Annotated in this window: 23 protein-coding genes; 8 read left to right on the top strand and 15 right to left on the bottom strand. The window is 67.8% G+C overall.

Annotated elements, in window-relative coordinates:
- Positions 1-109 precede the first annotated feature (109 nt).
- From AC1DHD_RS03870 to AC1DHD_RS03860, 3 genes are all read left to right on the top strand, one after another.
- Complete coding sequence (locus AC1DHD_RS03870; protein WP_476878429.1) at positions 110-658, top strand: YceI family protein; 549 nt, start codon at positions 110-112, stop codon at positions 656-658.
- Positions 659-892: 234 nt separating this feature from the next.
- On the top strand, positions 893-1,522 hold the full coding sequence (locus AC1DHD_RS03865) for a hypothetical protein (RefSeq protein ID WP_476878428.1): 630 nt from the start codon (positions 893-895) through the stop codon (positions 1,520-1,522).
- A gap of 220 nt (positions 1,523-1,742) precedes the next feature.
- Positions 1,743-2,594 (top strand): hypothetical protein, encoded by an 852-nt coding sequence (locus AC1DHD_RS03860; protein WP_476878427.1) that lies wholly within the window; start codon positions 1,743-1,745, stop codon positions 2,592-2,594.
- A gap of 48 nt (positions 2,595-2,642) precedes the next feature.
- Here AC1DHD_RS03860 and AC1DHD_RS03855 read toward each other — a convergent pair whose 3' ends face one another.
- Both AC1DHD_RS03855 and AC1DHD_RS03850 read right to left on the bottom strand, forming a co-directional pair.
- Entirely contained in the window at positions 2,643-3,338 is a 696-nt protein-coding gene (locus AC1DHD_RS03855) for a redox-sensing transcriptional repressor Rex (RefSeq protein WP_476878426.1), read from the bottom strand.
- 81 nt (positions 3,339-3,419) lie between these two features.
- Positions 3,420-3,698: a glutaredoxin family protein gene (locus AC1DHD_RS03850; RefSeq protein WP_476878425.1), complete on the bottom strand. Its 279-nt coding sequence runs from the start codon at positions 3,696-3,698 to the stop codon at positions 3,420-3,422.
- 119 nt (positions 3,699-3,817) lie between these two features.
- Here AC1DHD_RS03850 and AC1DHD_RS03845 point away from each other — a divergent pair, with 119 nt between their 5' ends.
- Positions 3,818-4,636 carry an HAD family hydrolase gene (locus AC1DHD_RS03845; protein ID WP_476878424.1) on the top strand — a complete coding sequence of 273 codons (819 nt, stop codon included), beginning with the start codon at positions 3,818-3,820 and terminating at the stop codon, positions 4,634-4,636.
- A 94-nt stretch (positions 4,637-4,730) separates the two neighbouring features.
- Here the strand turns inward: AC1DHD_RS03845 and AC1DHD_RS03840 are convergent, their stop codons facing one another.
- The 4 genes from AC1DHD_RS03840 to AC1DHD_RS03825 form a co-directional block, all read right to left on the bottom strand.
- Positions 4,731-4,829, bottom strand: a complete 99-nt coding sequence (locus AC1DHD_RS03840; RefSeq protein WP_003792170.1) for a 30S ribosomal protein bS22 — start codon at positions 4,827-4,829, stop codon at positions 4,731-4,733.
- Positions 4,830-5,022: 193 nt separating this feature from the next.
- The gene (locus tag AC1DHD_RS03835; RefSeq protein WP_346957799.1) at positions 5,023-5,235 is read right to left on the bottom strand and encodes a helix-turn-helix domain-containing protein; all 213 of its coding nucleotides are present in this window, start codon (positions 5,233-5,235) and stop codon (positions 5,023-5,025) included.
- Positions 5,236-5,428: 193 nt separating this feature from the next.
- Positions 5,429-6,541 carry a 3-deoxy-7-phosphoheptulonate synthase gene (locus AC1DHD_RS03830; RefSeq protein WP_476878423.1) on the bottom strand — a complete coding sequence of 371 codons (1,113 nt, stop codon included), beginning with the start codon at positions 6,539-6,541 and terminating at the stop codon, positions 5,429-5,431.
- Positions 6,542-6,800: 259 nt separating this feature from the next.
- Positions 6,801-7,490, bottom strand: a complete 690-nt coding sequence (locus AC1DHD_RS03825; RefSeq protein ID WP_476878422.1) for a FadR/GntR family transcriptional regulator — start codon at positions 7,488-7,490, stop codon at positions 6,801-6,803.
- A 95-nt stretch (positions 7,491-7,585) separates the two neighbouring features.
- Here AC1DHD_RS03825 and AC1DHD_RS03820 point away from each other — a divergent pair, with 95 nt between their 5' ends.
- Entirely contained in the window at positions 7,586-8,905 is a 1,320-nt protein-coding gene (locus AC1DHD_RS03820; protein ID WP_476878421.1) for an alpha-hydroxy acid oxidase, read from the top strand.
- 42 nt (positions 8,906-8,947) lie between these two features.
- Here the strand turns inward: AC1DHD_RS03820 and AC1DHD_RS03815 are convergent, their stop codons facing one another.
- Both AC1DHD_RS03815 and AC1DHD_RS03810 read right to left on the bottom strand, forming a co-directional pair.
- On the bottom strand, positions 8,948-9,466 hold the full coding sequence (locus AC1DHD_RS03815) for an ArsR/SmtB family transcription factor (RefSeq protein WP_476878420.1): 519 nt from the start codon (positions 9,464-9,466) through the stop codon (positions 8,948-8,950).
- 90 nt (positions 9,467-9,556) lie between these two features.
- Positions 9,557-10,780 carry an acetoin utilization protein AcuC gene (locus tag AC1DHD_RS03810; protein WP_476878419.1) on the bottom strand — a complete coding sequence of 408 codons (1,224 nt, stop codon included), beginning with the start codon at positions 10,778-10,780 and terminating at the stop codon, positions 9,557-9,559.
- A gap of 103 nt (positions 10,781-10,883) precedes the next feature.
- Here AC1DHD_RS03810 and AC1DHD_RS03805 point away from each other — a divergent pair, with 103 nt between their 5' ends.
- Both AC1DHD_RS03805 and AC1DHD_RS03800 read left to right on the top strand, forming a co-directional pair.
- Entirely contained in the window at positions 10,884-12,317 is a 1,434-nt protein-coding gene (locus AC1DHD_RS03805) for a TrkH family potassium uptake protein (protein ID WP_476878418.1), read from the top strand.
- A 40-nt stretch (positions 12,318-12,357) separates the two neighbouring features.
- Positions 12,358-12,996 (top strand): potassium channel family protein, encoded by a 639-nt coding sequence (locus AC1DHD_RS03800; RefSeq protein ID WP_186372291.1) that lies wholly within the window; start codon positions 12,358-12,360, stop codon positions 12,994-12,996.
- Here the strand turns inward: AC1DHD_RS03800 and AC1DHD_RS03795 are convergent.
- The 7 genes from AC1DHD_RS03795 to topA form a co-directional block, all read right to left on the bottom strand.
- The gene (locus tag AC1DHD_RS03795; RefSeq protein ID WP_476878417.1) at positions 12,993-14,756 is read right to left on the bottom strand and encodes an exo-alpha-sialidase; all 1,764 of its coding nucleotides are present in this window, start codon (positions 14,754-14,756) and stop codon (positions 12,993-12,995) included. The genes AC1DHD_RS03800 and AC1DHD_RS03795 overlap by 4 nt on opposite strands.
- 118 nt (positions 14,757-14,874) lie before the next feature.
- The gene (locus AC1DHD_RS03790) at positions 14,875-15,453 is read right to left on the bottom strand and encodes an HhH-GPD-type base excision DNA repair protein (RefSeq protein ID WP_476878416.1); all 579 of its coding nucleotides are present in this window, start codon (positions 15,451-15,453) and stop codon (positions 14,875-14,877) included.
- Positions 15,454-15,493: 40 nt separating this feature from the next.
- Positions 15,494-16,327, bottom strand: a complete 834-nt coding sequence (gene proC / locus AC1DHD_RS03785; protein ID WP_476878415.1) for a pyrroline-5-carboxylate reductase — start codon at positions 16,325-16,327, stop codon at positions 15,494-15,496.
- 236 nt (positions 16,328-16,563) lie between these two features.
- Complete coding sequence (locus tag AC1DHD_RS03780) at positions 16,564-16,905, bottom strand: YciI family protein (RefSeq protein ID WP_476878414.1); 342 nt, start codon at positions 16,903-16,905, stop codon at positions 16,564-16,566.
- 116 nt (positions 16,906-17,021) lie between these two features.
- Positions 17,022-18,041 carry a Ppx/GppA phosphatase family protein gene (locus AC1DHD_RS03775; protein ID WP_476878413.1) on the bottom strand — a complete coding sequence of 340 codons (1,020 nt, stop codon included), beginning with the start codon at positions 18,039-18,041 and terminating at the stop codon, positions 17,022-17,024.
- A 77-nt stretch (positions 18,042-18,118) separates the two neighbouring features.
- A complete protein-coding gene (locus tag AC1DHD_RS03770; RefSeq protein WP_476878412.1) occupies positions 18,119-18,568 on the bottom strand; it encodes an SseB family protein in 450 nt (149 codons plus the stop codon).
- A gap of 59 nt (positions 18,569-18,627) precedes the next feature.
- A complete protein-coding gene (gene topA, locus AC1DHD_RS03765; protein ID WP_476878411.1) occupies positions 18,628-21,354 on the bottom strand; it encodes a type I DNA topoisomerase in 2,727 nt (908 codons plus the stop codon).
- A gap of 370 nt (positions 21,355-21,724) precedes the next feature.
- Between topA and AC1DHD_RS03760 the strand changes: the two genes are divergently transcribed.
- Positions 21,725-23,380: molybdopterin-dependent oxidoreductase (locus AC1DHD_RS03760; protein WP_476878410.1), on the top strand; the 1,656-nt coding region annotated here is incomplete at its 3' end.

Genomic DNA, 23,380 nt, shown 5'->3' with positions numbered 1-23,380 from the left:
TGCATGTTTATACTGGGTGAAGCAGTTAGTTGAGTCTTCAACAAATGAAGCGTCAACCTACGATCAGACGAACTCAGGCACCACCCCACCCGACTCAAGGAGAACCACCATGGCACTTCCCGCTAACCTCACCACCGGCACCTGGACCCTCGACAACTCGCACAGCGAAATCGGCTTCACCGTCCGCCACGCCAGCATCAGCAAGGTCCGCGGCCAGTTCAAGGACGCCGACGCAACCCTGGACCTCGCCGAGAACGTCGCCGACTCCAAGGTGAACGCCACCATCAAGACCGCGAGCTTCGACTCCGGCGACGCCAACCGCGACGGCCACGTCCGCGGCGAGGACTTCTTCGACGTCGAGAAGTTCCCGGAGATCTCCTTCGTCTCCAACGCCATCGTGGCCAAGGGCGACGCCTACGAGCTGCAGGGCGACCTGACCATCAAGGGTGTCACCCGCCCGGTGGCGCTGGAAACCGAGCTCAACGGCGTGGCCGTTGACCCGTTCGGCAACACCCGCGCCGGTCTGACCGCGGAAACCACCATCAGCCGCAAGGACTTCGGCCTGACCTGGAACGCAGTCCTCGAAGCCGGTGGCGTGCTGGTCAGCGACAAGGTTGCCATCAACCTTGAGCTCGCCTTCATCGCCCCCGCAGCCTAGTTCCCACGCCCTCCAGGGCGGACGAGCTCACCGGCTGACCGCCGGCGGCCTCCTGGACACCCCGCACCGCCTCCAAGGCGGCGCGGGGTGTCGTCGTTTAAGCCCGGCACTCCGCGCCATGAGCCTGGTGGTTCCGCTGCGTCGGTGCCGGGCGCACCGGGTGCTTGCGGGACGCCGCGCGCCAGTCCCGGAGTCCTCTGGGAACCCCCAGCCTGGCGGTCTAAAGTGAAATCCATGAGCAATTCCGGCGACGTCCCCGAGCCACCCCAGCCCGACGGCACAACACCGCCGGAGCCGGGCGCCGCCCTGCCCGGCCCGGCCGACGGCCCCGCAGCGGGCGGCACCCCCGGCCCCGGACGGGCACCCGGGTTCCGATTCCGTTGGCCCGAGGACCGGCCACGGACCTTCCGGGAGGCACTCCCCGTTGGCGGCTACTCGTCGATACTCAACGTCCCGGCGATGCCCACGGAGCTGAAGATCTCGTATTGGGTGTGGGTGGTCGGCGGCGTGTTGGGACTGCTCGCAGGGGTGATCGGGCTGTTTGGCACCCTCGTCCTGTTTGTGGTCTCACCGCTATCCGGCATCCTGCTGCTCTTGCTGGTGCTGGTCTCTGTGGCCCTCGCCGCGGTGCAGGTCACGCTGGCGATGAAAATGGCGGAAGGTTGGGAATGGGCCCGGTTCGGCCTGACCCTCGCGGCCGGTGTCAGCCTGGTGCTCGCCGCGCTGAGTTCTGGGATGGCCGGAGGCGGAAGCTGGCCCGGCTTTGTCATCAGCCTCGTGGCGACGGCCCTGATGTGGCTGCCCCGGTCACAGTCCTGGTTTGAGGGCTTCAAGGGACGTTTCCGGCCAGGTCCCGCGGCCTAGTCGCGGCCGGGAAACGGGACCTGGCCACCCCGTCCTCCCGCTCCCGCGTGCCGCCGCTCGTGCCGCCGTTCAGTGCGCCCCTCGTGCCGCCGAGAATACCTCTTGGGAATGACCCAAACGGCCGCGTGTGCGCGGTACGGTGTACTTAAACCACGCTGGGGGCAGGGTTGTAACGCTGGTCCCGGTAGCCCATTCCGTCAACCACATGCAAAGGACCGCCATGAGTAACCCGCCAGTCGAGCCTTCCAGCCCGGACGGACCCGAGTCGGGCAAGCAGGCTCCGCAGTACGGCCAGCAGCCTCCCCAGTACGGACAGCAGCCGCCGCAGTACGGGCAGAACGCACCGCAGGCCCCGCAGTACGGCCAGCAGCAGCCCCAGTACGGGCAGAACGCGCCGCAGTACGGCCAGCAGCAGTATGGGCAGCAGTCTCCGCAGTACGGCCAGCAGCAGTACGGCCAGAACGCGCCGCAGTACGGGCAGCAGCCGTCGGCCTATGGCCAGGCTCCCGGCCAGTTCGGCCAGAGCCCTTACGGCCAGTCGCCCTACGCGCAGTATCCCTCGGAGCTCCCGGGCGGCGGCACCGCGACCCGGCCCGCGCAGCTGGATCTTGCCTTCTGGCTCATCATCGGTGCCGGCGTCCTCGCGTTCGTCAGCAGCCTGGTCATTGCCTTCACCGGTGCGGCGTACTTTGAAACCGCCATGCAGGAAGCTGCCGTCCAGCAGGGCAAGAGCCTCTCCCCCTCCGAAATCAACGCCGTGCGTGGAATCATCCCGGCCAGCGGCATCATCGGCGGACTCATCTCCCTGGGCCTGTACGCACTGGTAGCCTTCCCGGTCCGCAAGGGCAAGAACTGGGCCCGCATCCTGGGCATCGTATTCGCCGCCATCTCGCTGCTCGGCCTCTTCGGCGGAGCCTTCTCCTTCGGCGTCGTCTCCGGCATCCTGCAGATCATTGTGATCCTGATGGGTGTGGCCGGCATTGTGATCCTGTACTTGCCGACGGTCTCGCCGTACTTCCAGAAGCAGCAGCCGTTCACCAACCCCTACGCGCAGAACCCCTACGGGCGCTAAGCCAGTACCCGCAGCCAAGGGCGCGGGATCCGGACGGGCAGGCTGATCCTAGTCAGCGTCCTCCGGGTCCTGCGCCCTTTGTGCGTGGTAGGCGAGGATCTGGAGTTCGGTGGCCATGTCCACCTTCCGGAGGTTGACCCCGGCCGGCACCTGCAGCATGACCGGGGCAAAACTCAGGATGCTGCGCACCCCGGCTGCCACCACACGGTCACAGACACCCTGCGCCACGGCCGCAGGCAGCGCCAGGACCACCATGTTGGCGCCGGTGCGCTGCAGCACGGCCTCAAGGTCCGCGGCGTCGCTGACCCGCAACCAGCCCACCTCGCTGCCCACCACCATCTGGTCGGCGTCGAAGATCGCCACGATGTCAAAGCCGCGGGACTCGAATCCGCCGTAGCGGGCGAGGGCCTTGCCGAGGTTGCCGGCCCCGACGATCGCGACTTTCCAGTCGTGCGTCAGCCCCAGGGCTGCCGCGATATGCCTGTTCAGGTACTGCACCTCATAGCCCACGCCTCTGGTCCCGTAGGAGCCCACGTAGGAGAGGTCCTTGCGGAGAGTGGAGGAACTGACGCCCGACGCTTCGGCGAGGGATTCCGAGGACACGCGGTCCACGCCGTCGGCCAGCAGGGTGGTGAGGGCGCGCAGATAGATCGTCAGCCGGGCCACGGCCGCGGGCGGGATCTGCTTGGCGGCAGTCCCGGTTCCGCCGGGCAGGGCATCGGGTGAGGAATCCAGCGAAGTCACTATCTGCTCCATTGAGTCGCGTTGTGCCTCCACTCTAGGGCCCCCGCAGTTCGGGCCACAAAGCCGCGCCCGGGGGCCCGCTTAGGCGGGCGGTGACTCGGGCAGGCCCAGGGCGCGCCGCAGGGTGCGCGCCAGCCGGACTTCGTCGATCCGCCAGAAGTCGCGCTGGACGCCGTCCACCAGCAGCACCGGGATCTCCTCCGCATAGCGGTCGCGGAGTTCGGCGTCGCCGTCGATGGATTGCTCGGACCAGCCAAGTCCCAGCGCGGCGGTGACCCTGCCGACGGCGGCACGCGCGTCGGTGCAGAGATGGCAGTCGGCCTTGGTGATGAGGACGACGTCGGGGGCGGGTTTGGTCATGGCTCCACGGTAGCCCGGACCCGATCCGGTCGTCGACGCCGCTGCGGTTTCCACCCCCGCCGGCGGGACGCCGGGCAGTCCTGCGCGAGGGATCCCCGTGCATTGACTAGACTCGTGGCATGCCCGAGGAGAAGATCGTCGCTGTGGCCACGCCGCCGGTTGCGTCCGCGCAGCACGGCGAAGCTGCCTTCTTCGACGTCGATAACACCCTCATGCGGGGCGCCAGCCTGTTCCATGTGGCCCGGAAGATGCACCAGCGCGGAGCGTTCACCATCCCGCAGGCCGCCGGGTTCGCCTGGAAGCAGCTGATGTTCGTATTCCGCGGCGAGAAGCTGGACGATGTCCACGCCGTCCGTGACACCGCGCTGAGCCTGGCCTCCGGTTTTACCGTCAAGGACATCGAGGCCCTCGGCGAGGAAGTCTACGACGAGATGATCGAGTCCCGGATCTGGCCCGGGACCAAGGCGCTGGCCGAACAGCACCTGCGGGTGGGCCGCCGCGTCTGGCTAGTCACCGCCACCCCCGTGGAGGTAGCCACCGTCATCTCCACCCGGCTCGGCCTCACGGGCGCCCTCGGCACCGTGGGCGAGATCCACGAGGGCTCCTACACCGGACGCCTGGTGGGTGACATCCTGCACGGCCCCGCGAAAGCCGTGGCGGTCCGCGCCATTGCCGAGGCGGAAGGCCTGGACCTCGCCCGCTGCTGGGCCTACAGCGATTCGCACAACGACATCCCGCTGCTGAGCATGGTGGGGCATCCCGTGGCCATCAACCCGGACGCCCGGCTGCGCCGCCACGCCCGCGAAAACAACTGGCCGGTCTACGACTTCCGGTCCGGCCGCCGGGCCGCGACGCTGGGGCTCAAAGCCGCGACCGTCGGCGGAGCCGTCTACGGCCTTTGGCGCGGCTTCTCCAGGTTCCGCGGCCCGACCGTCTAACAGCCACCGCCGCGTCCGGCCAGCCGCACCTGCCGGGAAAACGGAAAATGCCCGCCGCCGGAAGGCAACGGGCATTGACGCTGGGGAAGTATCTCTACTTCTTGTTGCGACGCTGGTGGCGSGTCTTGCGAAGCAGCTTGCGGTGCTTCTTCTTGGCCATACGCTTGCGRCGCTTCTTAATAACTGAACCCACGAAAGTTCCTTACCGGCTAGATGCATTACCTGCCTGTTGGGAAGGGTCCGCGGGCTAAGCAGCAGACTGAACAACTGACAGGTTCTTACAATGACGTAAAACGTTCCTTAACAGGGTACCGCCTATCGGGGGCACACCACGACCGCAGGCCCCGCGAGGGGGTCTGCTGCGGCCCGGCGCGGCGGCAGAAGACTCAGGCCGTCTCAGTGCGTCCGTCGACGACAGCACCCTTGAGGTACTGTTCGACGGCGTTTTCCGGAACCCGGTATGAGCGGCCGAAGCGCACCGCCGGCATTTCGCCGGAGTGCACCAGGCGATACACGGTCATTTTCGATACCCGCATCACATCCGCGACCTCGGCCACGGTGAGAAAGCGCGCGTTGGAGAAGTTGGCCTCCGAAGACATTTCCCTTATTCCTTTTGCTCAAGCGAACGGCTGCCCCGTCTGAACGACATGGCGGTGTGCCGATGCTGAGCCATCAAACAACCATGTGCTAGATACTCTAGGGGTTAGTGGTGCCAATGTGAAAGGTTTCCGCAAGAATCTGCGAAGGATTTCCGCAGGATTTGCGCAGGAGCCACCCTTCCACGTTTGGCCCTTAGCCTCGGTTCCGCCGGGCCCGCGCCGAGGCCGCCAGCTCCCCGAGCAACGACGCCGTGACATCCCAGTCCATGCAGGCGTCGGTGACGCTCTGGCCGTACCGGAGGCTGTCGGTTCCGGCGGCGTGGTCGGCGACGTCCAGGGCCTGCGCACCCCCGACCAGGAAGCTCTCCAGCATCACGCCGGCGATGGCAGACGCCGAGGCTCCGCCGTTTTCGAGCTGGGCACCAATTTCGAGCGCCACCTCTGCCTGCCGGTGGTGGTTCTTGCCGCTGTTGGCGTGGCTGGCGTCCACGATCAGGCGCGGGTTCAGCTGCTTGGCGGCAAGCCTGGCCGAGGCGGCCTCGACGTCGGCCGCGGCGAAGTTGGGCCCGCCGCTGCCGCCGCGGAGGATGACGTGGGTGTCCGGGTTACCGGCGGTGCTGACCAGGGCGGCGCGGCCGTCGTCGTCAATTCCCAGGAACGCCTGGGCGGCACCCGCGGCGCTGCAGGCGTCAAGGGCCACCTGGAGGCCGCCGTCGGTCCCGTTCTTGAACCCGATCGGCATCGAGAGGCCGGAGGCGAGCTGGCGGTGGATCTGGCTCTCCGTGGTGCGGGCGCCGATGGCCCCCCACACGACGAGGTCCGCCATGTACTGCGGGCTGATCGGTTCGAGGAATTCCGTGGCGGTAGGCAGCCCGAGTGCCGTGACCTGGCGGAGGAACTGGCGGGCGGCGCGCAGGCCGGCGGCGATGTCATGGCTGCCATCGAGCCGGGGGTCGTTGATCAGGCCCTTCCAGCCCACCGTGGTGCGCGGCTTCTCGAAGTAGGTGCGCATGACGATGAGGAGGTCCTCGCGGTGCTTTTCGGCCTGGCTGACCAGCCTCCGGGCGTATTCCAGCCCGGCCTTGGGGTCGTGGATGGAGCAGGGGCCCACAATCACCAGTAGCCGGTCGTCGACGCCGTCCATGATCGCCCGCACCTCGTCCCGGCCGCGGCCGACGACGTCCGATCCGCGGGCGTCCAGCGGGAGTTCCGCGATCATTTCCTGCGGGGTGGGCAGCGGGGTGAAGCGGCTGACGCGCAGGTTGGATGTGGACTGCTGGCTGTCAGTGGCTGCTTCGATACTCATGGTGGGGTCCTGTCCGGGGTGCGGAGCGGGCCCTGATCAGAACCCGCCGGAGAAATGGCGAAGGGCAGAGAATTATCTCTGCCCTGTTGGCTCTGAAGGTACGTGGATGCGTGTCAGTTAGACGCGGGCCCCTCCAGAGCCAACGAAAAATACGCATACCAACGGTTAGTCATGCCATTGACCATAACCCCGCCCGGGCGGCAGGGCAAAGCGGCGGCGTAATATTGCCGCCGCGCGGCCGCGGCGCGGATGGGTGCGGTCAGGACCGGCCGCCCAGCCCCGCCTCGGCGTAGTAGCCCTCGATATGGTCCGCCACCAGCCTGGCCGCCCCGGCGCCGTCGTTCCTGCCGATGGCTGAAAGGATGCCCCGGTGCTCATGCCGCAGGCGCGCGGCGGTGGCCTGCCAGTCCGGCAGGTTGGCTGTCAGCCGGCTGGCGTAGTCCTGGATGGATTCACGCAGGGAACCCATCATGGCGCTGACCACGGCGTTGCCGGCGGCGTCCGCCAGTGCCAGGTGGAACCGGACATCCAGGGCCAGGAACTCGGCAGTGTCCGCGCAGTCCTCCATTCGCTCCAGCAGGGCAGCGGCCTCGGCCAGGGCCGGCGCATCCGGCCGCGCCCGTGCCGCCGCCCAGGACTCGAGCAGCACACGCGTCTGCACAATGTCCGCCACGGGAAGATGCGACGTGGCCACATGGAGCCGCAGGGCAGCGCCCAAGGCCGCCGTCGGATCCGAGATCACCACGGTCCCGGCGTCGGGGCCGGAGCCCACGCCGGCCCGGACCACACCCATGGCCTCCAGGATCCGGATGGCCTCGCGAACCGAGGTGCGGGAGACGCCCAGCCGCTCGGCCAGTGTCCGTTCCGCGGGGAGCCGGCCGCCCACGAGGAGCTGTCCGCTGGAGAGTTGTTCCTCAATCCACTGCAGGACCAGCTGGTGCGTACGCATGGACCCATAGTACTTGTTGTGGTCCGACCACATCCCCTACAGTGTGGTTGGACCACAGAACCGCAGCCACTGCATTTGGACGCCCGGAGGACGCTATGACGCAACCCACCATCACCGGCAACCCGGAGGCGCCGACGACGCCGTCGGAAACAGCCTCCGCCACCGCCGCCCCCCAGCGCGGCGTCCCGGCCGCCCTGAAACGGCGCATCCCCAAGTACGCGGACCTCGCGCCGCTGATGCAGTTCAAGAAGCCCGATTTCGGCCGCGAAGCGCGGCTGCGCCGGGCCAGCACCATCTGGGACCTCCGGGACATGGCCAAGCGGCGCACGCCCAAGGCACCCTTCGATTACACGGACGGCGCGGCCGAAGCGGAGATCACCCTCCGCCGGGCGCGCGAGGCGTTCCTTGATATCGAATTCCGCCCGGGCATCCTGCGAGATGTCTCCAGCGTGGATCTCAGCACCGAAATCCTCGGCAGGACCGCCCGCCTGCCTTTCGGCATCGCACCCACCGGCTTCACCCGGATGATGCAATCGGAGGGCGAATACGCCGGCTCGCGCGCCGCCGCGGACGCGGGCATCCCGTACACACTCTCCACCATGGGCACGGCCTCCATCGAGGACGTCGCTGCGGCCGCCCCTGACGGCCGCAACTGGTTCCAGCTGTACTTGTGGACGGACCGGGACCGCTCCCTGGAACTGATCGAGCGCGCCGCCCGCGCCGGGAACGACACCCTGATGGTGACCGTGGATACCGCCGTCGCCGGCGCCCGGCTCCGTGACGTCCGCAACGGCATGACCATCCCGCCGGCGCTGACGCTAAAGACCGTGCTGGACGCGTCCTACCGGCCGGCGTGGTGGTTCAACTTCCTCACCCACGAACCCCTGACCTTTGCCTCGCTCTCGCGCTACACCGGCACGGTGGCGGACCTGATCAACTCCATGTTCGATCCCACCCTGACCTTCGAGGACCTCGACTGGCTGCGCGAAACCTGGAAGGGCAATCTGGTGGTCAAGGGCATCCAGACAGTCGAGGACGCGCGCAAGGTGGTGGACCACGGCGCAGACGGCATCGTCCTGTCCAACCACGGCGGCCGCCAGCTGGACCGGGCACCCATTCCGTTCCATCTCCTGCCGGAGGTCTCCGCGGCCCTGAAAGCGGACCACAGTGACGCCGCCGTCATCCTGGATACCGGGATCATGAGCGGCGCGGACATCATCGCGGCCCTGGCCATGGGAGCCGACTTCACCCTGATCGGCCGCGCGTATCTTTACGGCCTGATGGCCGGGGGCCGGGCCGGGGTGGACCGTGCCATTGGCATCCTTGAGGCGGACATGCGCCGCACCATGGCGCTGCTGGGCGTCAGCCGGATCTCGGAGCTGACCCCTGACCACGTCCGGCTGCTCGCCCGATAGCCGCCCGGCGGGTCTGCTGTTGTCCCGTGGGGGCGGGCGGGGCTACTTCTTCCGGCCGAACTTGGGCAGGTTCGCCAGCAGGTCCGCGGCGCGGGTGGCGGCTCGACCGACGCTGCGCCCGATCTGCTGCGGCCGGGTGTCTTCTCCCGCGGTGCCGACCGGGAGGGCGACGGCGGGGCTCAGTGAGCTGTCCTTCGGCAGGTCGGGCGCAACGGTCCCGGAGGGGGCAGCCGCTGCTGCCAGGGTGCCGGGAGCGGCCTGCGCCGGGGCGGGAGGGGCTGCTGGCTCGGCAGCGGGACGGCCGAYGTCGAACGTCTCCAGCCAGCTGGCGACGCCGGCCAGCGGTTTCGGGTTCAGCGCGTAGTAGCGCTTCTGGCCCTGGGCGCGCATGCTCACAAGGTCTGCTTCGCGCAGCACCTTGAGGTGTTTTGAGATGGTGGGCTGGCTCGCGTCGAGCTCCTGGACCAGCTCCCCCACTGCCTTGTCCCCGTTGCGCAGGGACACCAGAATGTCACGCCGGGTTGCCTCAGCAATGACGGCAAATACGTCGTCTGTCACCATGCAGTCCACCCTAGCGACATATACGCCGGATGGCATCCACCAATTACTGCCCCGGTCCGGGGACCCGGCGGGGGCTCGTGGGCGCCGGTGTCAGTCGAACCAGGGGTCAAGGCCGTAGAGCGGGAAGACTTCCTTCCGCGTGGCCATAACCGTGCGGTCAACCTCGTCGTTGGGGTCGAAACCGACCTCCCACGAACGCCACCAGAGGTCGACGTCGTCGCCCATCACGGCGGGCGGTTCGACGCCGTATTTGGCCCCGTACTTGTCCTGCACATACTGCCGCCAGTCCTCGGGGACCGGGGTCCGAAGGGGCACCGGCCGCCCGGCGGCAATGGCAATCAGGTGGCTCCAGGACCGGGGCACCACGGTGATCACGTTGTACCCGCCGCCGCCGGTGGAGATCCAGCGGTTCTCGCAGTAGCGCGCGGCGAGGTTGCCGATCGCGATGGCAGCCTCGCGCTGGCCGTCCACACTGATGTTCAGGTGCGTCAGGGGATCCAGCCGGTGCGAGTCGCAGCCGTGCTGGCTGACGATAACCTCCGGTTCAAACGCGCCCACGAGCTGCGGGACTACCGCGTGGAAGGCCCGCAGCCAGCCTGCGTCCCCCGTTCCGGCCGGCAGTGCCACGTTCACCGCGCTGCCCTGGGCATTGGGACCGCCGATCTCGTTGGCGAAGCCGGTCCCGGGGAACAGCGTCAGCCCGGTTTCGTGCAGCGAGATGGTCAGGACCCGGGGGTCGTCCCAGAAAATACTTTGCGTTCCGTCCCCGTGGTGCGCGTCGACGTCGACGTACGCCACCCGCTGCACCCCGCCGTCGAGCAGCCGTTGGATGGCCAGGGCGGCGTCGTTGTAGATGCAGAAGCCGCTGGCCCGTTCCCGCGAGGCGTGGTGCATGCCGCCGCCGAAGTTCACCGCCCGGACCGCGGTTTCGTCCAGGATGGCCGCGGCCGCCAGGAGGGACCCGCCGGCCAGCCGGGCACTGGCCTCGTGCATGCCGGCGAAGGCGGGGTCGTCCTCTGTGCCGAGACCGCGGGCAAGGTCGGGAGTGTCCGGGTCCGCGCTGACGCGGCGGACGGCGTGGATGTATTCCGCGCTGTGCACGGCGCCCAGTTCCTCATCACTGGCCACGGACGGGGCCGCGACCCTCACATGGTCCAGGTCGAACAGCCCCAGGCTGCCGGCCAGCCGCTCGGTCAGCTCCATCCGCTCCGGCGCCATCGGGTGGCCGTGGCCGAAGTTGTAGGCCGTCATGGCGGAGTCCCACACCACCGTCGTCGGCAGGGCGGTCTGAACGAGTCCGGGCAGGAAGGTCATCAATCACAGGCTACCGGAGCGCACCGCCCCGCTCCCCCGTCATTGCGCGGAATAAAGTGGTTTACTACTGAGGGACGCCGTTACAACCGAGGACAAGCCGCACATGACGCAAAGCCAGTCGAGGTCACAGAACCCGGCCAGCTGGCACCCCGGCCAGCCGGAGCGCGAGGGCCTGTGGATCTTCACCCGGCTGCGCGACTTCATCGACGACATCGCCAACACCTCCCCGGCCCGGCTGGCGGTCTCGGCATTCGCCGTCGTGATCCTGATTTTCACCGCGCTCCTGTCCCTGCCCGTGTCCTCGGCCACCGGGCAGGTCACGCCGCTGCACCAGGCCCTGTTCACCGCCGTCTCGGCCGTCTGCGTGACCGGGCTGACCGTGGTGTCCACGGCCGTCCACTGGTCCTTCTTCGGCCAGCTCATCATCCTGGTCGGCATCTTCGTTGGCGGCCTCGGCACCCTGACCCTGGCCTCCCTGCTCGCACTGATGGTCAGCAAGAAGCTCGGCGTCCGCGGCAAGCTGATCGCCCAGGAAGCCATGAACAACGCCGGCCGCCTCGGCGAGGTGGGCACCCTGCTGCGGATCGTGATCGTCACCTCCGTGGTCATCGAAGCCGGGCTGGCGCTGGCCATGATCCCCCGCTTCCTGGCCCTGGGCGAGAGCGTAGGCGAGTCCGTCTGGCACGGGGTCTTCTACGCCATTTCCGCATTCAACAACGCCGGTTTCACCCCGCATTCGGACGGGATCGTCCCCTACGAAACCGACCTGTGGATCCTGGTCCCGCTGATGGTCGGCGTGTTCCTCGGCAGCCTCGGCTTCCCCGTCGTGATGGTGCTGCAGCAGAACGGGCTGAACTGGAAGAAGTGGAACCTCCACACCAAGCTGACCATCCAGGTCTCGCTGATCCTGCTGGCTGCGGGCACGGTCCTGTGGGGCCTGCTGGAGTGGGAAAACATGCGCACCATTGGGGGCATGAACCTGGGCGACAAGATCACCCATTCACTTTTTGCTTCCGTGATGACCCGCTCCGGCGGCTTCAACCTGGTGGACCAGAACCAGATGGACTCCACCACCATGCTGCTGACGGACGCGCTGATGTTCGCCGGCGGCGGTTCGGCCTCAACCGCCGGCGGCATCAAGGTGACCACCATCGCCGTTATGTTCCTGGCCATCATTGCCGAGGCGCGGGGCGACGCGGACGTGAAGATCTATGGCCGCACCATCCCCGAGGGGACCATGCGGGTGGCAATTTCGGTGATCGTCGCCGGCGCCACCCTGGTGGCCGTCTCCGCCCTGCTGCTCCTGCAGATCAGCGGCGCATCCCTGGACCGGGTGCTCTTTGAAACGATTTCCGCGTTCGCCACCGTGGGCCTGAGCACCAACCTCAGCGCCGAACTGCCCCCTGCCGGCGTGTACGTGCTGACCGCCCTGATGTTCGCCGGCCGCGTCGGCACCGTCACCCTCGCCGCTGGGCTGGCCCTGCGCCAGCGCAGCCAGTTGTACCACTACCCGGAAGAGAGACCGATCATTGGCTAGTACCTCAGGCGCCGTCAACCGCCCCGCCCACAACGCGCCCGTGCTGGTAATCGGGCTCGGCCGCTTCGGCGCGTCCACCGCTGAGCAGCTGGTCAAGCAGGGCCGCGAGGTGCTCGCGATTGAACGCGACCGAAGCCTGGTGCAGAAGTGGGCCAGCGTACTGACCCACGTGGTCGAGGCCGACGCGACCAACATCGACGCCCTCCGCCAGCTCGGCGCGCAGGAGTTCAGCTCCGCCGTCGTCGGCGTGGGCACCTCGATCGAGTCCTCGGTGCTGATCACCGTCAACCTGGTGGACCTCGGCATCGAGCACCTGTGGGTCAAGGCCATCACGCCCTCCCACGGCAAGATCCTGACCCGGATCGGAGCCAACCACGTGATCTACCCGGAGGCCGACGCCGGGGTCCGCGCCGCACACCTGGTCTCGGGCAGGATGCTGGACTTCATTGAGTTCGACGACGACTTCGCGATCGTGAAAATGTACCCTCCGCGCGAAACCGTGGGGTTCACCCTGGATGAGTCCAAGGTGCGTTCCAAGTACGGGGTCACGATCGTGGGTGTGAAATCCCCCGGCGAGGACTTCACCTACGCCCGCCCGGAGACCAAGGTCTCCGCACGGGACATGCTCATTGTTTCCGGCCACGTGGACCTGCTGGAGCGGTTCGCGGCCCGGCCCTAATCCTGGGCCACGGCCGGCGGAGTCCGGGGTTTCCGGGCGTGGGTGACCGTGACACGGACTTTGACCTCCAGATGCCCCTGCTCGCTCATGAACTTGGCGGTACAGGTGGTGGTGCCCGCCCTCGCGGTGGCCGGGACGCGCACGCGGACGGCTGCGGTCGCAAAGCCTCCGGCAGCGATTGCGGGCACCTCCGCGTCCGTCGAGGTCCAGCCGGCGGGCAGGCTCAGCGAGAGACGTCCGGGCTTGAAGGTGAGCYCACCTTCGTTGGTCACCGTAAACGTGACGTCCACTCGCCCGCCTGCCGGCACTGAGGGGGAATCGCTGATGAGATGTCCGCACAGGGGGTCAAGCCACCTGGAGTCGAACCTATCGAAGGTAATGGTGTTGTGCGCACCCTCATAGAGGATGCCGTACAGCCCGCTCCCCAGCGCGGTCACGGTGGAGTAGTTTGTCGGCAGGCCGGGCGCGAAGGCCCGTGAGGTACTCCAGGTCGCCCCGTCGTCGCACGAATAGCGGATCGTGCCGTTCTTCCGGGCGAACGGCGGGTTGTTGGCGTTGGAAAAGAGCAGTTTCCGGGCGTCGGCTGAGCCCTTGGGCGCGTCGGGGAACATCCGTGTGATCGTGGCGTTGTTGCGGGGGTCGGTGAGCACGGAGTTGTAGGTGACAGGGCCGTAGGTCTCGCCGCCGTCGTGCGAGACCGCGATCCGCCGTCCGCCGCCGCCTGCGTTGTCTCGGGAATTGAGCATCACATCGCCGTTGGAGAGCTCGACGACCTTGTTTTCATTCATGTTCACGCCCACTGGTTTGCCCCTGCGCCAGCTACGGCCGTGGTCGTCGGAGAACACACTGTACGCCTGGAGCCGCTTCGAGCCATCCCACTGGATGATCCTGCCGGCGAATTGCTGGATGAGCCGTCCCTTGTGGGGCCCGTACCGGAGTTGTATGCCCTCCCCTGAGGTCGCGAACTGACCTAGGACGCCGCCGACGTTGGCCACCCCGTGGACCCTGGTTCCCACCGGTTTGACGACGCGGGTGATGAGGGGGCCCGCGAAAGCCGCGTACTTGGACCCCCGGGCATAGGACGGGCGCGGGGGCAACGCCCGCCGGTTCGCCGGGTCCGTCGACCATGTCAGCCCGCCGTCGGTCGAGACGGAGACCTCGGAGCTGATGATTCTCCGATCGGCATCGTTCTTACCGAGCCTGCTGCTGCCGAAGCCCGCGCCCTTCGAGTAGACGTGGAAGTTGAAGATCGTGCCGGTTTCCCGGTCCACTACGTAGCTCGGGTCGCTAAAGCCAAAACGACGTGCTTTGCGCGCGGCGACCTGGCCGCGCGCGACGAAGGTGGGGGCGCCCCAGGTCTTGCCCCGATCGGTGCTGCGCCGCTGGATGATGGAGTTGGCCGACGGGGAGTCGCCGCCGTCGGGACGGCCGTCATAGGCGGCGAGCACGACGCCGTTGCCAAGGCTTGCGAGCGCGACGATTCGATAGTGCCTGCCAAGGACGGGGTCGATGGCCTTGTCGCCGTTGGACGCGAGGACCCGGCTGCTGAAGTGTCTGGCGTTGTCGTCAATGCTGGTACCGCTGCTGATTCCGGCACTGATGCTGCTGCCGATGCTGATACCGCTGCTGGAACTTGTGCCGGGGCCGGAAACTGGCTGATCGCCCGGCGCGAGCATAACGGCGCTGAGCACACAGGCGACGAGCGGCGCCAGGATTGACCGTGCGCGCCCCGGCTGCGGTACCCGTCCGCGGCTGTTCATAGTCCAATTAGTTACCGCGGCGGCTGACCCCACAACGAGCCATAAGTCACTATCTTGTGGGAGGTCAGCCGAACACCCGCGGCACGGCGCAAGCAGCGGCGGGGAACGCCTCCGCCCGCTAGCTCCCCTTGGCCGCCTTTGCCGCGGCTTTGGCCGCCTGCTTGCTGGCCCGGACCTTGGTCAGCGACTCCGGATCCACGATGTCCGCAACGGACAGGTAAGCGTCCGCCTGGCCGTAGTGGCCGGCCGCCTCACGCCATCCTTCGGCCTGGAGTCCGCATTGTTTACCCAGCAGCGCCAGGAAGATCTTGGCCTTCTGCTCGCCGAACCCCGGCAGCGACTTCAACCGGCGCAGGACCTCCTGGCCGTCGGGGTTTCCCTTCGTCCAGATGGCGGATGCGTCGCCGTCCCAGTCGCTGTGCACCGTCTCGGCGAGGGCCTGGACGCGACCGGCCATGGAGCCGGGGAAGCGGTGGACGGCGGGGCGTTCCTTGAACATCTCGACAAAGGCCTGCGGGTCCTGGCCGGCGATCCGTGCCGGGTCCATGGAGCCGATGCGGGCACGGATCTTTTCCGGACCGGCAAACGCGGACTCCATGGTCACTTGCTGGTCCAGCAGCATGCCGGTGAGCAGCGCAAACGGATCGTCACTGAGCAGTTGGTCCGCGGCGGCGTCTCCGGTGATATGCAATTCCATGGTCCTATCCTGCCACCCGGGTCCGCTCCGCGTCCCGGCGCTAACCCAGCTGTTTGGTGATCTCGGCTGCGCGCCGGGCAGCGGCCCGCGCGCCTTCGGCGATGATGCCCGGGAGCCCGCGCTCATCAAAGGTCACGATCGCCCGTTCCGTGGTCCCGTTCGGGCTGGTCACTGCCTTGCGCAGCGCGGCGGGGTCGGCACCTGGTTCGGCGAGCATAAATCCTGCGCCGGCAACCGTTTCACGTGCCAGCAGCAGCGACAGTTCGGCGTCGAGCCCCAGCTCGGCGCCGGCGGCAGCCATCGCCTCGGCCAGGTAGAACGCGTAGGCCGGKCCGGASCCGCTGATSGCGGACAGCGCRTCCACCTGYTCCTCSGGAATCTCGACGACGGTGCCSACGGCCGCGAAGATGTCCTTKGCCTGCTGGAGCTGCTCCGCGGAGCAGTGCTTCCCTGCCGAGACCGAGACGACGCCGCGGCCCAGCCGGGCCGGGGTGTTCGGCATGGCGCGGATGACGGGCTGGCCGGCCGGCAGTGCGGCTTCCAGCTGCTCGAGCGAGACGGCAGCGGCCACGCTGACAACAATGGTGTCCGGGGAAAGTGATCCGCTGATCTCACGGGAGAGGTCGGCGATGCCGACCGGTTTGACGCCCAGCACCACGACGGCGGCGCCGGTGGCGGCCTGCGTGTTGTTCTCCGGTTCCTCCTCGCCGGCAATGGCCGTGATTCCGGGGTGCCGCTCAGCCAGTTCGGCGGCGCGTTCGGCCCGGCGGACCGTCGCGACGATGTCGGCGGGGTCGGTCCCGCCGGCGATCATGCCGCCCATAATTGCCTCGTTCATTGATCCACAGCCCAGGAATGCGATTCGGTTGCTCATGCCCCCATCATTGCAGTCCGCCCCGATTCACAGCCAGCTCACATATTTAGCGCAGGTTGCTCACAACCTCGGTGATTAACGTAGGAACTGCCTCATTGAGGGTGCGAGTGATGATAGGTAGTCATGCGGATGACTGCCCGGCACCGGTGGTCTGCAGCGGGTTTCCCCCATTTTCCCGCAGCGGAACGCCGGTGCCTTCGCTTTTAAGCGACAGCCGGGGCGCCGGGAACGCCGTCCTAAAGCTGGATAGGGCGCACCTCGATGGGAAGGGTGGTGGCGCGGGCCAGCTTGCCGGCCCAGCCGAGCGCCGCATCGAGATCTTCCGCCTCAATGACGGTGAACCCGCCGAGGTGTTCCTTGGCTTCGGCGAACGGGCCGTCCGTGATGAGCATCCCGCCTCCTTGCGGCCGCACCACGGTGGCCGTGTCGGTGGGGTGAAGCCCGGCGGCGAACACCCACGCGCCGGCAGCCTTCAGCTCGCGGTTCACGGCGTCGAGGTTCTCCATGRTGGGCGCCAGGACCTCGGGGGCGGGTGCCGGGCCCACGGGCTGGTAAATACTGAGCAGGTACCGTGCCATGATGCTGTCCTCCTTGACGTTGGCCGGTCCGTTGCCGGCCTCTCATCTTGTCCACGAACGACGCACCCACGGATCGACATGTCGTGCCGTCACCGGGGCGCCGCGGAGGCCCGCCGTTAAGAGGCGGCCGGTCCCTCGACGTCGGGGGTCTGCGGTTCGGCGGGTTCCACGGCCTGGATGACGTGGGGCGCCGGCTGCAGCGGGCCCTCGGTGACCAGCTGGTCCAGCCGGCGGAGGATCAGTCCCTCACGGAGGGCCCACGGGCAGATCTCCAGGCTGGGGAACTCGAACATTTCCAGGGCCGCTTCGCCCACCAGCGCCCCGGCCAGCAGCTGCGGGGCCCGTGCTTCGGAGACGCCGGGGAGGTTCAGCCGGTCCTCCACTTCCATGGCGGAGATCCGCTGGGCCCAGAGGCCGAGGTCCGTGGCGTGGAGTTCGCGCTTGACGTACGGGCCGGCGCCGCTGGGCGCGGCACCGGCGATGCGGGCCAGGGACCGGAAGGTCTTGGACGTCCCGGCCACGTGGTTGGCCTTGCCGAGCTTCTCGAACTCACGGACGGCCGGCTTGAGGGTGGAGCGGATGTAGCGGCGGAGTTCCTTGACGCTTTTGGCCGACGGCGGGTCCTCCTGCAGCCAGTCCCGGGTGAGCCGGCTGGCCCCGAGCGGGACCGACGTTGCGAACTCGGGCAGTTCGTCCTCGCCGTAGGCCATTTCGAAGGAGCCGCCGCCGATGTCCAGGTTCAGCATGGGTCCGGCGCCCCAGCCGTACCAGCGGCGGACCGCGAAGAACGTCATGGAGGCTTCCTCGCTGCCGGTCAGTTCCCGCAGCGTGACGGTGGTTTCGTGCTTGACGCGGGCCAGGACCTCGGCCCCGTTGGTGGCCTCGCGGATCGCCGAGGTACAGAACGCGAGGAGGTCCTCGGCCTTGTGCTTGGCGGCGAACTCCCACGCTTCGAGGACGAACTCCGTCAACTCGTGCTGGCCGGCGTCGTTGATGTTGCCGTCCGCGTCGAGGAACTGCACCAGCGAGAGCGGGCGCTTGTGCGAGGCGAACGGTACCGGGCGCGCGCCGGGGTGGGCATCCACCAGGAGGAGGTGGACAGTGTTTGACCCGATATCGAGGACGCCTAGCCGCATGCTGCCATTATTCTCCCCGCAGGGCCTGTGCCCTAAACGGGCGCCGCGGCACCGCCGCGGACGCCCGCAGGCCGGTCTTAGGCCTGGTTCCCGTCAGGGGCGGCGTCCGGTTCGGCGTCGGACGGCTTGAAGTCGCGGCGGATGTTCGCCACGCCCTCGGGATCGATCTCGAATCCGTAGGCGGCACCGGGGTTGATGACCATACCCAGCTGGTCGCCGAGGTTGCCGATGATGGCCGAGCCCTGCGTGCCGAGCACGTTCGGCGCCGCGGCGAGGTACTGCTCGGTGACACGGCTCGGGTGCGAGAACACGGCCAGCACCGGTTCGCCGGAGCCGTTGGCGAGGACCAGCGGCTCCACCTGCGAATCCGGGCCGTCGATGGTGTCGGAGCTGACGATGTAGACCTCGTTGTTGAGGAACGACAGGATGACATCCACCGGGTTGGCGTCGGGCTGCTCCCCCCGGGCAAGCTTCTCTTCGAGGTCGTTGAGGGGCTGGAGATCCATGGGTGCAGGCTGTTCAGTCATGTTCCTACTCGATCACGTTGGGCCCCGGTCCGCAATTCCCGGGCGCCGGAAGGCGCCGCCTACTTCTTGGCGGCAGCCTTCCGGGCGGGCGCCTTGCGGGCCGCCGGCTTGCGCTTGACCGGGCCCTTGGCGCGCTTCTCGGCGAGGAGCTCGACGGCGCGTTCCCGGGTCAGTTCCTCGATGGCCGTGGTGCGCGGAACGGTGATGTTGGTGACGCCGTCGGTGATGTRCGGGCCGAAGCGGCCCTCCTTCACCACGATGTTCTTTTCCGAGACCGGGTCCGGACCGAACTCCGCCAGGGGCGGGACGGCCGCACGGGCACCGCGCTGCTTGGGCTGCGAGTAGATCTCCAGCGCCTGCTCCAGCGTGATGGTGAAGATCTCCTCCTCCGAGCCGATGGAACGGGAGTCGGTGCCCTTCTTCAGGTACGGTCCGAAGCGGCCGTTCTGCACCGTGATGGGGTTGCCCTCGGCGTCCTGGCCCAGCACCCGCGGCAGGCTCATCAGCTGCAGGGCCTCATCCAGGGTGACGGTGTCCACGGCCATCGAGGCGAAGAGCGACCCGGTGCGCGGCTTGGCCTTGACGGGCTTCTTCGGCGGTTTCGGTTTGCCGTTCTTGTAGTACTCCACCGGCTGGTTGGCGAGCTGCTCCTCGGTCATTTCCGGGATGACCTCGGTGACGTAGGCGCCGTAGCGGCCGTTCTTGGCCACGATGGTGTGCCCGGTGTGCGGGTCGGCTCCGAGCACACGCTCCTCGGGTGCGGCGGTCTCCATCAGCTCGATCGCCTTGGCGGCTGTGAGCTCGTCCGGGGCAAGGTCCTCGGGGACGTTGGCGCGGGCCGACTCAACCACTTCGCCGGTCTTCGGGTCCACGGTGGGGATGGAGCTTTCCAGGTACGGCCCGAACTTGCCAACCCGCAGGGTGATGCCGTCGGTGATGGGCACGGAGTTGATTTCGCGTGCGTCGATTTCGCCCAGGTTGTTGACGATGCTCAGCAGCCCGGGATCGGAGTCCTCGCCGAAGTAGAAGTGCTTGAGCCAGGCGGCACCCGCCTCCTGGCCGTTGGCGATCTTGTCCAGGTCCGCTTCCATGTCGGCCGTGAAGTCGTAGTCCACGTAGTCGTGGAAGTGCTGCTCAAGCAGCCGGATCACGGAGAACGCGATCCAGCTCGGGACCAGCGCGGAGCCCTGCTTCCGGACGTAGCCGCGGTCCTGGATGGTGGAAATCGTGGAGGCGTAGGTCGACGGGCGGCCGATGCCCTTCTTTTCCAGTTCCGCGGTCAGGGACGCTTCGGTGTAGCGCGGCGGCGGGGAAGTCTCGTGCCCGACGGCGACGATGTCCGAGGCGGTCAGGGCGTCGCCCTTGGCCACGTTCGGCAAGCGGCGCGCTTCCTCGGAATCCTCGTCCCCGCGGCTTTCGTCCTTGCCCTCTTCGTATGCGGCCAGGAAGCCGGGGAAGGTGATGACGGTGCCCGAGGCGGAGAATTCCGCGTCCCTGCCATCACCAGCGACGGCGCCGAGGCGGATGGTCGCCGTCGAGCCCTTGGCGTCGGCCATCTGCGAGGCGACGGTGCGCTTCCAGATCAGCTCGTAGAGCCGGAACTCGTCGCCGGAGAGCTGCTTCGCGACCTGCGCCGGGGTCCGGAAGGAGTCACCGGCGGGACGGATGGCCTCGTGGGCCTCCTGCGCGTTCGCTGCCTTTCCGGCGTAGACGCGCGGCGACTGCGGGACGTACTCCGGGCCGTACAGCTCGGAGGCCTGGCGCCGGGCCGCGGTGACGGCCTCGTTGCTCAGCGCCGAGGAGTCCGTACGCATATAGGTGATGTAGCCGTTTTCGTAGAGTCGCTGAGCCACCTGCATGGTGCTCTTCGAGGAGAAGCGCAGCTTGCGGCCGGCCTCCTGCTGCAGCGTGGAGGTGGTGAACGGCGCCGCGGGACGGCGGGTGTACGGCTTGGTGTCGACCGAGCGGACGCGGAAGTCCGCGTCCTGCAGGCCGGCGGCGAGGGACGCGGCCAGCTCTTCACTGAGGTGCACCACACCGCGGGAGGTCAGTTCGCCGTCGTCGTTGAAGTCCCGGCCGCTGGCCACCTTGGACCCATCGACGGAGGCGAGCTTGGCCTTGAACGATCCCGACTCCGCACCGAACTGGCCCGTCAGGTCCCAGTAGGACGCGGACTTGAAGGCCATGCGTTCGCGTTCGCGGTCCACCACCATGCGGGTCACGACGGACTGCACACGGCCGGCGGAGAGGCCTCGGGCCACCTTGCGCCAGAGCACGGGGGAGATTTCGTAGCCGTAGAGGCGGTCCAGCACACGGCGGGTTTCCTGCGCATCGACCAGGTCCTGGTCCACGTCGCGCAGGTTGTCCATGGCGCGGTGGATGGCTTCCTTGGTGATTTCACCAAAGGTCATCCGGTACACCGGGACCTTGGGCTTAAGGACTTCCAGCAGGTGCCACGCGATGGCCTCGCCCTCGCGGTCCCCATCGGTTGCGAGATAGAGCGCGTCGGCGCCCTTGAGCTGGGCCTTGAGTTCGGCGACCTTTTTCTTTTTGTCCGGAGAGACCACGTAGTACGGCTTGAAGTCGTGCTCGACGTCGACGGCGAACTTGCCCAGCGGGGTTTTCTTCAGTTCCGCGGGGAGCTCCGAGGGCTGCGGCAGGTCCCGGATGTGACCGATGGAGGCCTCAACGATGAAACCCTCGCCCAGGTACTTGGCGATGGTCTTGCTCTTGGCCGGAGACTCCACAATCACGAGTTTCTTGCCGGTGGGGGCCTTGCTTGGCACGGTGCTCCTACAGAAAAAGGTGGCTCGGGCAGATGCGCCCATACCCGCCTAGTTCACCATATTTTGCGGCAACCCGCGCAACCGGCCCCGAAATCATCACGGATCCGGGACCCGCGCTGGACGCCGGAACGGGGGTGTCCGGGCGGATCCGGCTGACCGCCGGGACAGCATCCGCGAGCCCCTCCCCTGCAGTAGGCACGCTTGCCATATCGCAGGATGGCGGCCTCGGAAAGGACGCCGAGGGAGGGGCCGCGACCCGACGCGCCCCCTTTACGGGGGCGCGTCTTCGCTGATAAAGCTGGAGGCACCGCCGGCCGCCGGCCGCCGCCGGCCGCGGGAGACCCGAGGGCACTCGATGGGGAGGATCACGATGGTTGACAGGATCGCCGAGATTTGGGGCACGAGGACGCCTTACCCCAAGGACGGCCTGTGGCCGGTCCGGGTGGACCAGGCGCTGAAGGACGGCGTTGCGGAGGGCGACGTCGACCGCTGGGTGCAGTCCGCGTGTGTCCTGTGCAGCAACGGCTGCGCCTGTGACATCGCGGTGAAGGACGGCGCCATGGTGGGCATTCGCGGGCGGTCCGGCGACTTGGTGAACCACGGCAGGCTCGGGCCCAAGGGCCTGTTCGCCAGTTGGCAGGGTGTGTCCCACAAGGACCGCCTCGAACGGCCAATGATCCGCGAGAACGGACGCCTCCTGGAGTGCGATTGGGACACCGCCATGAAGCGGATCACCGAGCGGAGCCAGCAGCTATTGAAAGATCGCGGGCCGCTCAGCCACGGGTTCTACACCAGCGGGCAACTGTTCCTCGAGGAGTACTACGCCCTGGCGGTCATCGGGAAGGCGGGCATCGGAACCCCGCACATGGACGGCAACACGCGGCTGTGCACGGCGACGGCTGCGGCGGCGCTGAAGGAGACCTTTGGCGCCGACGGCCAGCCCGGGTCCTACACTGACATCGACAGCTGCGACGCGATCTTCCTCTACGGCCACAACATGGCGGAGACGCAGACGGTGCTGTGGTCGCGGGTGCTGGACCGCATCGCGGGACCGGACCGGCCCAAAGTGGTCTGCGTCGATCCGAGGGACACCGAGGTGGCGCGCTACGCGGACGTCCACCTCGCCGTCCGCCCGGGCACGAATCTGGCGCTGATGAACGCGCTGGTCCACGAGGTCCTGGCCAACGGGTGGATCAACAAGGACTACGTCCAGGCGCACACGGTGGGCTTCGAGCAGCTGAAAGCCACCGTGGAGCCCTGGACGGCGGAAGCCGCGGCGGCCGTGTGCGATGTCAGCGCGGCGGACATCCGCGAGGCCGCGCGCATTTTCGGGACAGCGCCCCGGGTCCTCTCTACCGTCCTCCAGGGCTTCTACCAGTCCGCGCAGGCCACGGCGTCCTCCTGCCAGGTCAACAACCTGCACCTGCTCCGCGGCCTGCTGGGACAGCCTGGGTCCGGCATCCTCCAGATGAACGGCCAGCCGACCGCGCAGAACAACCGCGAGTGCGGGGCGGACGGGGACCTGCCCGGTTTCCGGAACTGGGAAAACCCGGACCACATTCAGGAACTCGCAGAGCTGTGGGACGTGGATCCGCTGACCATTCCGCACTGGGCACCACCCACACACGCCATGCAGATCTTCCGCTACGCCGAGCAGGGGTCAATCGAATTCCTTTGGATCTCGGCCACCAATCCGGCCGCGTCCATGCCGGACCTGCCCCGGATCCGCGACATCCTCGCCAAGCCCGAACTCTTCCTGGTGGTGCAGGACCTTTACCTGACCGAAACCGCGCAGGCCGCCGACGTCGTGCTGCCCGCGGCTGCCTGGGGCGAGAAGACAGGCACCTTTACCAACGTCAACCGCACCGTGCACCTGTCGGACAAGGCCGTGGAACCGCCCGGCGAGGCCCGCAGCGACCTCGAGATCTTCCTCGACTACTCCCGCCGGATGGAATTCACCACACTGCAGGGCGCCCCGCTGTTGGCCTGGGACGGGCCCGAGGATGCCTTCCGGGCGTGGCAGGAG

It is taken from the genome of Arthrobacter sp. 05L45_2 (assembly GCF_056397525.1).
This window is presented reverse-complemented; position numbering and strand designations above follow the sequence as displayed.

Bases quoted from the DNA above. Each gene is read 5' to 3' on its own strand.
- AC1DHD_RS03870 (WP_476878429.1), top strand. From the start codon at position 110: ATGGCACTTCCCGCTAACCTCACCACCGGCACCTGGACCCTCGACAAC.
- AC1DHD_RS03865 (WP_476878428.1), top strand. From the start codon at position 893: ATGAGCAATTCCGGCGACGTCCCCGAGCCACCCCAGCCCGACGGCACA.
- AC1DHD_RS03860 (WP_476878427.1), top strand. From the start codon at position 1,743: ATGAGTAACCCGCCAGTCGAGCCTTCCAGCCCGGACGGACCCGAGTCG.
- AC1DHD_RS03850 (WP_476878425.1), bottom strand. From the start codon at position 3,698: ATGACCAAACCCGCCCCCGACGTCGTCCTCATCACCAAGGCCGACTGC.
- AC1DHD_RS03845 (WP_476878424.1), top strand. From the start codon at position 3,818: ATGCCCGAGGAGAAGATCGTCGCTGTGGCCACGCCGCCGGTTGCGTCC.
- AC1DHD_RS03835 (WP_346957799.1), bottom strand. From the start codon at position 5,235: ATGTCTTCGGAGGCCAACTTCTCCAACGCGCGCTTTCTCACCGTGGCC.
- AC1DHD_RS03830 (WP_476878423.1), bottom strand. From the start codon at position 6,541: ATGAGTATCGAAGCAGCCACTGACAGCCAGCAGTCCACATCCAACCTG.
- AC1DHD_RS03825 (WP_476878422.1), bottom strand. From the start codon at position 7,490: ATGCGTACGCACCAGCTGGTCCTGCAGTGGATTGAGGAACAACTCTCC.
- AC1DHD_RS03820 (WP_476878421.1), top strand. From the start codon at position 7,586: ATGACGCAACCCACCATCACCGGCAACCCGGAGGCGCCGACGACGCCG.
- AC1DHD_RS03810 (WP_476878419.1), bottom strand. From the start codon at position 10,780: ATGACCTTCCTGCCCGGACTCGTTCAGACCGCCCTGCCGACGACGGTG.
- AC1DHD_RS03805 (WP_476878418.1), top strand. From the start codon at position 10,884: ATGACGCAAAGCCAGTCGAGGTCACAGAACCCGGCCAGCTGGCACCCC.
- AC1DHD_RS03790 (WP_476878416.1), bottom strand. From the start codon at position 15,453: ATGGAATTGCATATCACCGGAGACGCCGCCGCGGACCAACTGCTCAGT.
- AC1DHD_RS03775 (WP_476878413.1), bottom strand. From the start codon at position 18,041: ATGCGGCTAGGCGTCCTCGATATCGGGTCAAACACTGTCCACCTCCTC.
- AC1DHD_RS03770 (WP_476878412.1), bottom strand. From the start codon at position 18,568: ATGACTGAACAGCCTGCACCCATGGATCTCCAGCCCCTCAACGACCTC.